Here is a 13649-nt window from a genome sequence, read left to right on the forward strand (position 1 = left end):
TTCTATTACAAAATTAATCATGAATGAAGATTATGCCAAAATTCCTTGAAAACAATACCAACGTTGTATTGCTTGATGTTCAGCGTGGAAAAAGATATGTTGGAGAGCCTTCAGTTCTTCTCCCCCAATCAGCCCAAAAAGGCAATACCTGTGCACTGTATGCTTTCAATCCATTACGTTTTCGTTTTGGGAAAAAATATTCAGAGGATAGCAGAGAAAGACATATTGAATTAGTCTTCTCTGAGTATCGTAAAGGCCTCAATAAAATTGATTATGATGTAGCTAATACATACAAAGAACTATTAGAAGAAATTAAAGATTTCTTAAATAGAAGTAGCGCAGATAACACTCAAATAACAAAAGAGGATGTGGAAAAATTTGTTGCGAATTTAGACGCTAATTTAGAAGAAATTAAAGGGTTATCTGGAGATACCAGCGGACTCAAAAATCAGATTATACGCTACATGCAAATTTGTCGTGAATTTACGAGTGAAGAATGTCAAGATGAGGATTTTGAAGAATTTATCTCTCAAAAAGAACATATTGATCACATCAAGCTTGCTCAAAAAACGATAAATCTTTTAAGTTCTATTACTGGTTTTGGTGCACAAGAAGTATTCGACAAGCACGTAAGCGAACATATAAAATCGGTCATCAATACTTCGGGGAACAGCTATGGAGAAACATTGCAACTGACCCTCGGTAACCCGCAATTTATGGCTCCCTTATACCACCAGGCAGTAATTAATCTTGCTGCATCTTGTTATCAGTTAGAAGGCTCCGAGTGGCACCCGACGATGCCAATAGAAGCACTTATGGATACACTTAGGGAATTTGGTCCTCTTATTATCTATACCGAACCCTGTGTGCTATTTGATATAAAAAATTGTCAAATAGTGAAGGATACTGAGCGGTATCAAATTTATTCCAACCTTGTAACTGATCAACCAGGTAATGATGGGAGCCATTCACTCCTTATTATTGGTGTAGAAAATTGCAATGGAAGTCATTTTGTCTATCTCTCTGATCCCAATGTACCTGCGCAATTAACTGGACCAAGTCCAATATACAAAATACCCTATGATGAATTATTAAGCAAAATACTTAATGTTTATGGGGTTTCTTTGCAAGAAGAGGCAGATAAAATCAACGGTCCTTTTGCTTTTCAAGCAAAGAAGGGAAATTTTGATAAGATTTATGATTTTGTCAATGGTGCTCAACTATACCCAGAGACGACTAATTCCAAGAAAAATAAATATAGCAATGACGTGACAACTGCTATCCAGCCTGCGGCTGCTCCTCCTGATGAAAAAAGTAGCAAAATATTTTAACTCCATTTTCCAGTACTGTAGTACGGAACAGAATCGCTGATAAATGTATTTTTTAGTTTATTTATTTAAGAAGTTGAGTTATTATGATTTTCTGCGCCGATTTGAAATTCAGCTTGCGGGCGCTCGATAGTGCGACTATTGTAAACACGGCTAAAGCGGGTATTCCCTCCTTCTTTGCCCTATCGCTGCTGTAACTCTCAGGTTATGTGATGATTGAATTAATTGGGTTAAATAAATCCTACGCTAATACCATTGCTCTTCGGGATATTAATTTATTTATTCAGGAAGGTGAGATTTTTGGCATTATAGGTCGCAGTGGAGCTGGTAAATCAACGCTATTGCGCTGCATCAATCTGCTAGAACGACCCGATAGTGGTGATGTCATTATCGATAATGAGAATATCACCACACTTCCACGCCGCGGCTTGCGCATAGCACGCCATAAGATGGCAATGATTTTCCAACATTTCAATCTTTTAAGTTCCAAGACTGTATATGAAAATATCGCCTTGCCTATGCGCATTCAGGGAATGTCTGAAGCTACCATCAAAAGCAAGATTGAGGAATTATTGCCTGTGGTTGAGCTTGAGGAAAAAATTCATTTCTATCCTGAACAACTCAGTGGAGGTCAAAAGCAACGCGTGGCCATCGCACGAGCACTGAGTTGTTCTCCAAAAATATTGCTTTGTGATGAAGCGACTTCAGCCCTCGATCCCGAGACCACAAACGCTATATTAGAGTTACTCAAAAAAATTAATCAACTCTACGGTATCACCATTGTCTTGATCACGCATGAAATGGAAGTCGTTAAACGTATTTGCCATCGTTTGGCATTAATGGAGGCCGGAGAAATTATTGAAGTGGCTGCTTTGGCAACTGTTTTTAATAAAGCAAATAGCCAAGCACGCAGTATGCTTTATACGCAGCTAAGTCCTGAATTGCCCGCTTGTCTTAAGAGCTCTTTATCGCCGGTAGCCAATAATAAACCACTTCTTCGTCTTTTTTTCCAAGGTGAGAATGCAACTGTTCCCTTTATTAGTAAAACCAGCCGCGATTTAAACTTAGATATCAATATTTTGTTGGCTAACATTGACCGTTATGACACAGTTACCTGTGGTGTAGTCATAGTCGAACTAAACGCGGATAAAAACCTGTTAAATTTATTTATCAAGCGCTGCGAAGAATCCAATTTAACTGTGGAGATTTTAGGGTATGTCACTGACGATGCTTTATGATTTGTTTTTAGCAAGTGCTGAAACCCTATATATGGTTATCGTCAGCACCTTTTTTGCCACCTTACTAGGATTACCTTTGGGGACCCTCCTATTTAGTTACACAAGAATAAAGCCGCATGCTATTTTGAGCCGGTTTATTTCCGGGTTTATCAATTTTAGCCGCTCGATCCCTTTTATCATTTTATTGGTAGCACTCATTCCCTTTACACGATTACTCGTGGGAACATCCATAGGAATTCATGCAGCTATGGTGCCCCTTACCCTGGGAGCCACACCTTTTTTTGCACGCCTTGTTGATAATGTTTATCAAGGTATACCTAACGGCTTAATTGAGGCAGGTTTTTCAATGGGAGCCAGCACTTGGCAGATGATTCGCCATATTTTATTACCCGAAGCATTCCCAGCCCTCATTCAAGCGATCACCGTCACGGCTATCACTCTGGTGAATTATTCGGCGATGGCCGGCACTGTAGGAGGAGGTGGCTTAGGTGATCTGGCAATCCGTTATGGTTATCAACGCTTTAATGTTGCTATTATGCTAGCGACTGTTTTGGTGTTGGTCCTTATCGTACAATTATTGCAAATGAGTGGAGACCGTTTGGCGCGACACTTTTCCCATCGATAATATTGCTAATTTAGGAGATCAGAGTTAATGCGTATTTGTAGTCTATTTATTTTAATTCTCAGTCTGGTTGCGTGTAGTAAACCGTCCCCAAACACCTTAACTGTGGGCACCATTGCTGGCCCTGAAACCGAGTTAGTTGAAGTTGCGAAAGATGTGGCTTTAAAACAATATGGCTTGGACATAAAAATTGTTGAATTCAATGATTACAATTTACCAAATGAGGCTTTGCAGGACGGCAGTTTAGATGCGAATATTTATCAACATCTACCTTATTTAAAAGCGGCTATGAAAGCGCATGGCTATAATTTGGAGGCTATCGGTAGAACATTTGTCTACCCTGCAGGCATTTATTCAAACAAGATTAAATCATTGCGACAATTACCAGACAAAGCCATTATTGCCATTCCTAATGATCCCAGCAATGAAGCACGTGCTCTATTGCTCCTCCAGAAAGCAGGATTAATTACTTTAAAGAATAAATACACAGCATCCATCGCAGACATTGCCAACAATCCAAAGCATTTAACGATCAAGGAATTGGACGCAGCCCAGTTACCAAGGATCTTAACTGATGTCGATGCCGCTGTAATCAATACGACCTTCGCCATTCCCGCAGGTTTAAGCCCTTCTCGAGATGCCATTTATACTGAAGGCAAGGATTCACCTTATGCCAATTTAATTGTCATTCGTCGTGACAGTACTAAAAAGCCACAACTTGAAAACTTTGTTAAGGCTATGAACTCTCCAGAAGTAAAGGCGAAGGCGAAAGAACTCTTTGGTGATGCAGCAATACCTGCATGGTAGGTCTTTATTGCTTGATGAAAGACGTTGCCAAAGTAGGTTGGGCCAAGGCCCATAGCCGTCAGGCTAAGAGTTTAAAAGCACTCTCCTTCGCAGAAGTCAAAGGTCAAAAGAGGTTTCTTTTTTGAATCTTTGATAGCAAAGAGGGAGAGATTTTCATAGAAATCATTCAAGAAATGCTTTAATCGATAAGGAGACATGAGGGCGATAATCAATCCAGTAGCCTTGGAACTTAGTTGGTGACAGGCTTTATAAAAAGAAAGTTGTTTGCCTTCTATGTTGCGCATGGGATTGCATAGCAAAAACAAAAGCATCATTGCAATAAACTTACCATAGGTTTCAATAATCACTCGAGCAAACTTTTTAGTTTTGATAGAGTCAATATGCATTAAGGATTTACTTAATTTAAAGAGGAGTTCTACCTGCCATCGTAAAGCATACGTTTGATGAATTGCTTTATTATTGATTTGAGTTTCAGAGGTATTGGTAATATAAATAGACCAACTTTGTAAAGCCAACGATTCCTGGTTTGGTGTGGAACCACGGCGACGATGATCTTTTATAAGTCTTCTCCGCCTTTGCTCGGCAATGACTGGTGGTAATCGTTGAGCGACCAAGCGGACAGGAATTTTATGCGTTGCTCCCATAAGGACCTGCTGAGAAAAGAATGGTGCAGCATTCTCCAAGGTAACGAGTAAATCAAAAGGTTTCTTATCTTGTGTTAGAAGTTTAGTTCCGGTGAGCAAGCGGCTTATGAAGAAAGCGTTTTCTTCCATAATTTTCTTAAACGTGTTCAGTTTAAAATAACCTAAATCCATTAAATAAAGAGCTCCTTTTTCAATAGTATTAAAATAATTATCAAAGCCCTGATCGTTATCACAGCCCGAAGTTAGAGTAAGCTCTTTTATTTGTCCACCAAGATAATCAAACATCATTTGGATTTTCATAGCGGAACTGGATGCGGCTCCGCCACTGCCTTTAAAAAGCTCATTCAGCGCCTGATGTAAGGATATAGTACTGCTATCAATGATGTTAAGGCTACTAAATTGCTCCAATCCTTGGAGTTGAGGTAACTTTTTCATTTGAAAGTGCTTTAAACAGAATAATGAAAAGGCTTTAAGAAATCCGGCTGTTCGTTCGTTAAATCGCTCATGTAATGATTGTTTTTTGATATAAACTTTTTGCGTTTTTACCAATCCACAGAAAAGTTCCAAATTAAAATGTTCTGAAAAACAGAGCGTTATCAATGATTTTATAAAAACACTAGGTGTCAATTTTGAACGGCGTTTCTGAAAACCTGTTTCCTTTCCTATCCGATCCGCTTCATAAGTAAAAAATTTAAAGATTTCTTGAGGAATATTTGATAGGGTATCCAGCAGCATAGAGTCCCTTTTGGTTGTTTTCCTGGCGGGAAAAAATTTAAAAGGGTACTCTAGCTTTTTTTATTATTATTTCAATAAGTTAAACAAACAATTTCTTTCTTAGCCTGACGGCTATGGGCCAAGGCCCAACCTGCTTTCCTCTATCGTCCTGTTGCCTCAATAGAACCTGTTGCCGAAGGACAAAAAATATACTGAGTCGTTGCCTCAGAATAGGTGTTGCTTTTGAGAGGTTTTGTTGCGATTAAAAAATAATTGCTATTGAGCCTGGTGGGTGTGTGGGCGAGAAGCCTGTGAGTGTGGGCAATAACTGTGAATAACGTCTTTTTGTTATTCATGGTTTTGTCCACACGTCCCATAGGGCACAGGCTGGTCCGAAGGACTCGTCCATCATATCCACAGGCTTTATGTTCCTGTCTTTTTACAATATTGAATAAGACTTTCATTAAAGAGCCTTTCTTTGTTTTACATGTTGAATATTCACTAATCTAAATATTAATTTTAGCTTTTTTTGAATCTTTTTTTGCAAGTCAAACGGGTCGAGTGTATTAAAGGTCTCTTGTAATTTTGTTTTCTGAGCGAGAGTAAGACCATTCGACGTCATCAGTCGCTGATAGGGCGTTTGGGGTTGATCATATTTTTTGATTACACGGGATTGAATTCGTACTTTGTCAATGAGCTTAATGCAAGGATAGAAAAAATTAAATAACAAGGAGACTTCGTTAGAATATAAGTCATTCATAAGCTCAACGAGCTTTGGATTACCAAAACGATGATAACCAAACAGTTGACGCACATGAGTCCAGTTCTTTTGTTCAACATGTGCATTATCGTCTTTTTTATAAGGACGAGAGCGAGTAAATTGAACCGCTTTTTGTGGGTCCCGCTCAGTAAAATAATGAATGAGATGCCAATTGAGAAACTCTGAGCCGTTATCACAATCAAACCCTTTGATTTCAAAAGGTAAATTTTTTTCTATGTCTTGAATACCCCCCAAGACACCATGAGCTCCTTTATTCCAAGTGGCCCGCATTTCTGTCCAGCCACTAAAATATCCGTCAGCGTAATAGACCAAACAAAATCACCGGCTAGTGATGCTCCACAATGCGCAACGCTGTCGGCCTCCATAAAACCCACTTCGTTAGTATTCCACTGATTCGTATTGACTGGAATTTGATTCCTGAGAATACTTCCAGGCTTTGTTCCACTTAAGCCTTTTCCATAGCGAGTTTTAACAGGCTTGAGTAAGCGATCAATTGTAGCAGCGCTCATGGTTAGCAGTTGAGAGGATATCTCCGCCGCTAAAGGCTCATAATGATTTTGATAATGAGGTAACCATAAGGGAAGAGCTCTCTTTAATCGTTTACCACACATCTGATCCGTGCCAAGCCATATCTTTTTTAAAGGCTCCAGCAATATGGATGGGTCATAGGTCTTCTTTTTTCCAACTTTCTTCGGACTTTTATCAGAAATGGGTAACTGTCTTAATAAACGAGCTGCTGCTTTGCGATGATAATGATGCGTCTCGCAAAATTCATCCAGAATGCGTTTTTTTAACGCTCTATTGCCTCGTTGATAGCGGATACGCTGTATTTTTAGATACAAATCCATATTCACTTGCCCCATTTCTGTTCCTCTCGCTCGGCAACAGCCATATTGAGGCAACGAAGCAATTTATGGACTTATTTACGTCATCCTTCGGCAACAGATAATTTGAGGCAATTCGGGCAATTCGTGTCGCAGCCTACTCTTAATATTCCCATAATGTTAAAATGCTAAAATTTGTGCAATTTGGTTTTTGAAAGGTTTAAAATAATGGCTAGTTTTTGGCAGTATAATGCTCCACATCGATTTTCTTATACTCGAAATCCAGACTCAAAGGGGAAAGCGCAAGTGCTTTCAGACTGGAATAGACTGCTTGGTGAGAGTGGAAACGCTCAAATCTTTATAAGAGTAAAAGAAGAAGGACAAGAAAAGGAACGATCATTAGGTCAATTAAGGGGTGGCAAACCCTTTGCCAATGTAGAAGAATTACAGGACTTCTTTTCAACTGTTTTATTTTCTGAAGTATCTGACGACACAACAAGAATGAAATTAGTTGAAGAAGCTTTATTGATTTTTCATCAAGGAGGGCTTCCTTTTGCTAGCCACCACTGTTTGACAACGTATAGTGATCAATACGGAAAAACGAACGTCAGATTTTCCAGTGAACAAGTCAAAACGACATTTATACCAACAAAGGATGGTGTCTTGATCAAAGAAGAGAATACTTATTCTCAGTTAGTGGTCAAACGAATGTGCCGGGGAACCCAAAAAATTACAACCGATAAGCCCGATGACTATTATGCAAAAACGTCTAGCGAAGTATTGTTTTGTGTCAAAGATAATGAGACTCGTGCTGAGATTAAAGAGTTTCTTATTGATTGTCCCAATAGATATGCAGCAGAAGCAATTGACTCAAGAGGCTTCGTTGAGTTATTACAGCATATAATCGAAAAGCTATTACAGGCAATACGCCCAAAACAAGACGATCAATTGTCAGCTGGTGGGGGTTGCAAGCTTTAAGGGTTTGTTGCTTGCAATGCATAAATACGCACTTAGCAGAGCCTGACCTCTTTGATTATCCTAATTGCTAAGATTCATATCATTTGGGCTTAAATGCTCTGCTTCTGGCGCTTTTGCTCTTTCTACAGCCATAGCGTGCGTAAATTTGTCTCTTATTGCTCTGACATTGCCTGGTTGCCTAACCTCTTCTTGTTTTGGTTCGACTGCACGGAAGAAAGCATGTCTGCCTTTTGCCATTGATTGTTTTATGTTTGAAACGTTCTCTTCGACAGCTGAACATACATCTTCTATGAAGAAATCCTTTGTAAAATATGCAACAATTCTGTTAATAAATCTCATAAAAACAGATGTTTCCTGAGTTCTTGGAATAAACTTAGAAAGATTTTGCTCCATGTTATGTATGGTGCTATTAAGGGCTCTTTGTTGTTTAGCACATTCACTGATAATATCTTCAGGTTTCTTTTGATCCAGAGAATCAAACTCTTTTTTGATTGCATCAACACTTTTTTTAGCATCGACTATTATTTTTGCTAAATGAGTTAAATCTGAATATAAATCTGGATTAGAACTTTTCGCATCGCCCCTTTTCTTAATAAGCTCTTGTAATATTTGTTTTAAGCCATCAGAAGTTTCATTAATTTTAACCTTCGTTAAATATATTGCTTTTTCCTCATTATTGAAATTATCCAAATTTAACCTTTCTGCTACAGGAGGCGTTGTTTTCCAATAAAAATTAAGCTGGCGTTGATATATCAATTGATCAATTTCATTTACTCTTTCAACTAGCAATTTAAGATCTTTTGGGAAATCCTTATGTTTACTAAAAAGCTTTGACTCAAGCAGGGGACTCAGCTTTTCAAATTTTTCATTCAACGCTTTCTTATATTCTCTTTGGCTTCCATCCGCAAGGAGAGCACCACATAACCATAATATTTCTTGAATGAGTTGATCTTTCATTTGGGGATTAATTTTTTTATCAGCTAAGCTTTTTTTGAAAGAAGCCAGCTCTGTATTTAAACGGGCTGCCAGAGAAAATACTTCCTCTTTAAGAGGACATGATAGCTCATGTTTTGTAAGAGGTTTTAATAAATCACCAGAGGTCATTATTGTTCGTTGAACTAAAAAATTACTTAAATGTTCTGCATCAATGATGCCCATTTCTTTGAATACACTCATGGCAAACGTTTTGCAGTTAAAAGCAAATATATTAAAATCAGGGCCGCCTACATGCTTTGCTTGTGACGAGGCTTGTTTAGAGGGCAGGGTTGCTGCATTTATGCGTCTCTCTCTATTTATAATAGAGAAAAATTTTTCCATTTCTGCTTTGGAAATTTCATAAGTTCTATGAAATACTTTGGCATATGGATAAAATATCGCCCTATCAGCAGTTAGCTCTTCGGCAAGGTAGCCCTCACCGAACATTTTCCCATATCTAGGGTTAAATCCTACATTACATATTATTCTTGCAGCCTCAGAGGACTTGGCTTGTTCAGCTAGCATCAATCCACCATGGCCATTAATTTGTATATAACTTAAATAATATGGCATTTGAAAATCCTCGGATTACTTACTTCTTACAGTATAAAAAATGAGCTTTAAGTCTTGATGAATCCATCTACGTAAAATACGCAATAGAATTACCTTCGTCTTATTACGCTTTTATTCCAGATTAGAATTCGGTTAGAAAATAATTCGTTGAATTTCTCTATAGGCAAAAACGCTGAACGGTCGAAGCACTCTAGCGATTAAAACTAAAGCTTTTCATAAATCTCTTTACTGATCTGTAAAACATTATTTTGCTGAATTTGCGCATTTTGTTTTTGTGGGTTTAGCAGATTTTGATGCAATAAATGATGAAAATAGCGATAAGCGTTCTTTAGTTTGGTAAATTGATGTTTACCGATTGTCTGTGAAAAATAGAGTTTTTGCAGTAAGCTCAACAGATTTGTTGTGTAAGTTAAATTTTTATGTGGATGTGTCAATACCAAAAACTGTACTAAAAATTCCAGGTCGATTAAGCCTCCTGCGCCATACTTAATTTCATCCCTCCCTGTATATTTAGAGATTTTTGCTCTCATCGCCAAAACGTCATCACGCACCGAAGAATGATCGCGGGCTATGAGTAATATCTCATTTCTTAATTGTTTAAATCGTTGGTTTATTTGTGCACTTCCAACCAGTACTCGAGCACGGATTAACGCTTGATGTTCCCAGGTCCAAGCATGATGACGTTGATATTCAGCAAATGCATCAATATGACTTACTAATAACCCTGCCTCTCCCGAAGGCCGCAACCGCGTATCGACAGAGTAAAGAATATCGGATTGGGAGCGTGTCGTTAGCATGTGCAGAATTTTCTGGGTTAAACGAATAACTAAAGCTTCTTCTTCAGGCAAGGTGGCATAGATAAAAACCAAATCGAGATCAGAATTGTAATTCATCTCACGACTACCCAATTTGCCATAAGCAAGAATGGCAAAACGCGATTTGATTTGTTTCATTTGCGGATAACGTTGGGTTAACTGCTCACTGGCTAGAGCAAAAACCTTACTAACGATGACCTCCGCTATGTCTGCCAAAAATCGACTGATGCGCACAGCATGGTAACGACCATAAACCTCTGCACGAGCTGCCGAAAGCCAATTGATCAACTTAAATTGCCTAAGAACTTCATCTTGCTGTTCACTCTCGGAACAATGCGCCAATTGATAATTTAACGTTTTCTCTAATTCTTTACGTGAGGGCAGGCGCCAATTTTGTTCTTGATCAAGTAATACCTCCAACAAAAAAGGCTGCCTCACTAACAAGCTTGTAATAAATGGACTATGTCCAAACCAATGAATTAACTCTTTTAGAACCGGCGGATTCTCTGTAATTAAAGCCAAATAGGAACTGCGGCCCACGATATTTTCTAGTAATTGCAAAACTTGCAGTAAGACCCTTTCAGTATCTGCAACCGTCGTTAATTCACTGAGTAAGAGAACCATAAAGCGATCAAGTCGCAATCTGGCTGCTTGCGTTAAGCGCCGGCAGCGAGGAGCATGGCGAAAAGCATGGATCATTTGATAACAACGCTCCGCTTGTTGAAAGCCCAGACTTTTTAACCAATTAACAGCCATTGTCGTCTCAACATGCCCTTGCCATAGACTCATCAATTGGTGATTTAGAAGTCGTTTTTCATCTTCATAGGGATCGGCTTTAGCAAGCACCGCTTTAAAAACAGCACTAATGATCCGCTGATACTGATGCAGTTTATGTAGTAAATTTTGCCAATCGCTGCACCCCATAGCGAGGGCAATTTGCGCTTGCTTAATTTCATCTTTAGGCAAAGAATGTGTTTGTTGATCATTCAAGCTTTGTAAAGCATTTTCCAGTTTTCTTAAAAACAAATAAGCTTGCTTCAATGCGGGTGTATGAGAAAGCAGATTTTGTTGCTTTAGCACAATCAGAGCCTCAATTGTATTCTGCACTCGCAACGCTGGCAGTCGTCCCCCACGGATGAGCTGCATGTTTTGAATAACAAATTCAACTTCACGAATTCCACCAAATCCACGTTTGATGTCATCTAACATGGGATTTAATTGAACTTCCCGCTCTATCATTGCTTTCATGCTGCGTAAGGATTCAATCACACTAAAATCGATGTAGCGTCTATATACAAAAGGAATGATCAAGCGATTAAACCAATGATTTATTTGATCGGTTTTTTCACCGATTAAACGTGCTTTTACCATAGCGTAACGCTCCCAATCTCTACCTTGCTCCTGATAATAGTTTTCCATAGCTGCGAGACTCGACACTAAAGCCCCGCTGTCTCCATTAGGCCGTAAACGCAAATCGACACGAAAAACAAAACCCTCCGCGGTAATATTCTGCAAAAGATGTATAAATGCTTGAACTAGCTTCGTGTAATATTGTTGATTACTTATTTGCTCCTTACCATTTGTGCTACCCGCAGCTGAGAAGGCAAAAATCAAATCGACATCAGAAGAAAAATTTAGCTCCTGACCACCAAGTTTACCCATGGCTAGAGTATAAATTTTCGTTGGACTACCGTTCTCATCACAAGGTTGTCCATGGCGTTTCGTTAAATCCCTCTCACAAAAACCAATGGTTTGTAAAATGATAGCGTCAGCACAGTCAGACCAAGCCTTCATCGTTTCTTCCGTAGAAGAGAGCCCAGCCAACTCTCTAAGCAGCAACCGCAATAAATGGGTATGCCGAAACTGACGCAAAGAGAGCGCATAACCAGCCGAAGATTGCTCATCTAAATTCCGTAGTAGCTGCTGGTAATCATAGAACATTAGAGGACTATGATAATCCATAGTGACTAACTGTTTTAAAATGTCTATGTGTCGACAAGCATAGTCACTGATCAGGAGTAATGTTTTTAAAGCAGGACAGGCTTTTATCTCAGGAAAATTCTTGCGGTAAAAAGCTAGTTTAGATTGTAAAAGAGGAGAGATTTCACACACGATCTATCGCAGCCATATTTTATAATTATATAAGCCTACCAAGCTAATCGTTATTCATCCATCTTTTGTAGTATGCTATAGGTATTAAAAACCAAAGGGGCAGGACATCATGAAAATATTGTTCCTTCTTATCTCTCTTCTAGTCTTTAGTCCTCCGTCACTCTCAACGGCCCAAGAGGAACTTCTTCTTAGAGTTGGAATAGACAGTTTTACTCCTCCTTTTGTTATGGAGGGAGCTAATAGGCAATTCTTTGGTTTTGATATTTCAATGATGCAATACATTTGTCAAATGATTAAACGCAGATGTGTTTTTGTTTCCCTTCCCTTCGAAGAGCTCATTCCTGCCGTTGAAATTGGCAAAGTTGATGTTGCTGTGAGCGCTTTGACCATCACTTCCGAACGAGTAGCTCGAGTTAATTTTTCTTCACCCTACTTATTAAGCCTCTCACGTTTTTTAGGCCCAAGCCAACTGGCAACAAAAAATTTTGGCTTACATTCACTAAATGATCAGAGGATTGGCATTGAGAAGGGAACTGTGTTCCCTGCAGTCATTAATGCTCTGGGAATTAAAAACCCGAAAATCATCGAATTCGAGGATGCACCCCATCTAATTGATGCATTGCAAGCGGGCAAAGTGGATTTAGTCCTGCTGGATGCCCCCTCCGCCATGTATTGGCAGATGCAATCATCAGGAAGATTTAGCGTATTGGGTAACGCCTTTGCCTACGGTTTTGGCTTCGGTATTGCTATTACTCCTCAGGAACCTGAACTTTTACAGGTCATTAATAAAGCACTCGCCCTTTATATGAATAGTAAAGAATTTAAAAGAGAGTATGGTAAATACATTGGAGAAAACGATTTTGCTCCATAGAAAGAACAGAAAAAATCTTAATGCACCGTTTCATCCTTTGTAATGTAACGGCTAATGACTTGCCTTGTTACAAAATCACCTTGGTTTGCTCCGTAGAGGGATTTGAAATGCTCAGCCAAAAGCACCACCCAAGAAGATAGGCGAAAATCCATTCTTTTTTCCTCAGTATTAACAACCAACTCGAACAAGCCTAAGGAATCAGTGTTTTGCTCTCTAGCATATTCTTCCATTATCCGCTGCGCAGTACTCATATCCTTATCTTTAGTTGGCCAATCTTTATTCATCACTCCCCCTACTGTGGGCTAATTTCAATGTTAAACAAATGGGGCCAAATGGCAAAATTGCAAGATGGTATAAAGCAAAATAT

The 13649-nt window shown here is 38.9% G+C and carries 13 protein-coding genes; 6 read left to right on the forward strand and 7 right to left on the reverse strand.

The genetic code is table 11. The features are described 5' to 3' along the window. The first annotated feature begins 68 nt into the window (after nt 1-68). The 4 genes from CKV79_RS10205 (at nt 69) to CKV79_RS10220 (ending at nt 3995) form a co-directional block, all read left to right on the forward strand. Nucleotides 69-1331 (forward strand): hypothetical protein, encoded by a 1263-nt coding sequence (locus tag CKV79_RS10205; RefSeq protein WP_157737141.1) that lies wholly within the window; start codon nt 69-71, stop codon nt 1329-1331. 209 nt (nt 1332-1540) lie between these two features. Further along, on the forward strand, nt 1541-2566 hold the full coding sequence (locus CKV79_RS10210) for a methionine ABC transporter ATP-binding protein (RefSeq protein WP_028373405.1): 1026 nt from the start codon (nt 1541-1543) through the stop codon (nt 2564-2566). Further along, nucleotides 2544-3191, forward strand: coding sequence for a methionine ABC transporter permease (locus tag CKV79_RS10215; protein WP_028373404.1), 648 nt, complete (start codon nt 2544-2546; stop codon nt 3189-3191). The genes CKV79_RS10210 and CKV79_RS10215 overlap by 23 nt, the downstream gene beginning before the upstream one ends. Before the next feature lie 27 nt (nt 3192-3218). Continuing rightward, nucleotides 3219-3995 carry a MetQ/NlpA family ABC transporter substrate-binding protein gene (locus CKV79_RS10220; protein ID WP_028373403.1) on the forward strand — a complete coding sequence of 259 codons (777 nt, stop codon included), beginning with the start codon at nt 3219-3221 and terminating at the stop codon, nt 3993-3995. Nucleotides 3996-4066: 71 nt separating this feature from the next. Here the strand turns inward: CKV79_RS10220 and CKV79_RS10225 are convergent, their stop codons facing one another. The 4 genes from CKV79_RS10225 to CKV79_RS13935 form a co-directional block, all read right to left on the reverse strand. After that, nucleotides 4067-5374, reverse strand: coding sequence for an IS4 family transposase (locus CKV79_RS10225; protein ID WP_095141691.1), 1308 nt, complete (start codon nt 5372-5374; stop codon nt 4067-4069). Nucleotides 5375-5514: 140 nt separating this feature from the next. Further along, complete coding sequence (locus CKV79_RS10230; protein ID WP_095141788.1) at nt 5515-5817, reverse strand: hypothetical protein; 303 nt, start codon at nt 5815-5817, stop codon at nt 5515-5517. Continuing rightward, nucleotides 5817-6404: a hypothetical protein gene (locus CKV79_RS13930; protein WP_095141825.1), complete on the reverse strand. Its 588-nt coding sequence runs from the start codon at nt 6402-6404 to the stop codon at nt 5817-5819. The genes CKV79_RS10230 and CKV79_RS13930 overlap by 1 nt, the downstream gene beginning before the upstream one ends. Beyond that, nucleotides 6347-6997, reverse strand: coding sequence for a hypothetical protein (locus CKV79_RS13935; protein ID WP_197697227.1), 651 nt, complete (start codon nt 6995-6997; stop codon nt 6347-6349). The genes CKV79_RS13930 and CKV79_RS13935 overlap by 58 nt, the downstream gene beginning before the upstream one ends. Nucleotides 6998-7186: 189 nt before the next feature. Here CKV79_RS13935 and CKV79_RS10240 point away from each other — a divergent pair, with 189 nt between their 5' ends. Next, entirely contained in the window at nt 7187-7936 is a 750-nt protein-coding gene (locus CKV79_RS10240) for a hypothetical protein (protein ID WP_028373893.1), read from the forward strand. Nucleotides 7937-7996: 60 nt separating this feature from the next. On the opposite strand, the gene CKV79_RS10245 is transcribed toward CKV79_RS10240, so the two are convergent. Continuing rightward, complete coding sequence (locus tag CKV79_RS10245) at nt 7997-9484, reverse strand: hypothetical protein (RefSeq protein ID WP_028373892.1); 1488 nt, start codon at nt 9482-9484, stop codon at nt 7997-7999. 203 nt (nt 9485-9687) lie between these two features. Further along, nucleotides 9688-12348 (reverse strand): bifunctional [glutamate--ammonia ligase]-adenylyl-L-tyrosine phosphorylase/[glutamate--ammonia-ligase] adenylyltransferase, encoded by a 2661-nt coding sequence (glnE, locus tag CKV79_RS10250; protein WP_231950254.1) that lies wholly within the window; start codon nt 12346-12348, stop codon nt 9688-9690. Between the two features lie 172 nt (nt 12349-12520). Here glnE and CKV79_RS10255 point away from each other — a divergent pair, with 172 nt between their 5' ends. Beyond that, nucleotides 12521-13282, forward strand: coding sequence for a transporter substrate-binding domain-containing protein (locus CKV79_RS10255; RefSeq protein ID WP_028373890.1), 762 nt, complete (start codon nt 12521-12523; stop codon nt 13280-13282). A 17-nt stretch (nt 13283-13299) separates the two neighbouring features. Here CKV79_RS10255 and CKV79_RS10260 read toward each other — a convergent pair whose 3' ends face one another. Continuing rightward, nucleotides 13300-13566 (reverse strand): hypothetical protein, encoded by a 267-nt coding sequence (locus CKV79_RS10260; protein WP_028373889.1) that lies wholly within the window; start codon nt 13564-13566, stop codon nt 13300-13302. Between the last annotated feature and the right edge of the window lie 83 nt (nt 13567-13649).

The organism is Legionella lansingensis, assembly GCF_900187355.1.
Classification (GTDB): domain Bacteria; phylum Pseudomonadota; class Gammaproteobacteria; order Legionellales; family Legionellaceae; genus Tatlockia; species Tatlockia lansingensis.

Coding starts and splice junctions, on each gene's coding strand:
- CKV79_RS10230 (WP_095141788.1), bottom strand. CDS start 5,817: ATGAAAGTCTTATTCAATATTGTAAAAAGACAGGAACATAAAGCCTGT.
- CKV79_RS10260 (WP_028373889.1), bottom strand. CDS start 13,566: ATGAATAAAGATTGGCCAACTAAAGATAAGGATATGAGTACTGCGCAG.
- CKV79_RS10220 (WP_028373403.1), top strand. CDS start 3,219: ATGCGTATTTGTAGTCTATTTATTTTAATTCTCAGTCTGGTTGCGTGT.
- CKV79_RS10215 (WP_028373404.1), top strand. CDS start 2,544: ATGTCACTGACGATGCTTTATGATTTGTTTTTAGCAAGTGCTGAAACC.
- CKV79_RS10245 (WP_028373892.1), bottom strand. CDS start 9,484: ATGCCATATTATTTAAGTTATATACAAATTAATGGCCATGGTGGATTG.
- CKV79_RS10225 (WP_095141691.1), bottom strand. CDS start 5,374: ATGCTGCTGGATACCCTATCAAATATTCCTCAAGAAATCTTTAAATTT.
- CKV79_RS10210 (WP_028373405.1), top strand. CDS start 1,541: ATGATTGAATTAATTGGGTTAAATAAATCCTACGCTAATACCATTGCT.
- CKV79_RS10240 (WP_028373893.1), top strand. CDS start 7,187: ATGGCTAGTTTTTGGCAGTATAATGCTCCACATCGATTTTCTTATACT.
- CKV79_RS10255 (WP_028373890.1), top strand. CDS start 12,521: ATGAAAATATTGTTCCTTCTTATCTCTCTTCTAGTCTTTAGTCCTCCG.
- CKV79_RS13930 (WP_095141825.1), bottom strand. CDS start 6,404: ATGCGGGCCACTTGGAATAAAGGAGCTCATGGTGTCTTGGGGGGTATT.
- CKV79_RS13935 (WP_197697227.1), bottom strand. CDS start 6,997: ATGGGGCAAGTGAATATGGATTTGTATCTAAAAATACAGCGTATCCGC.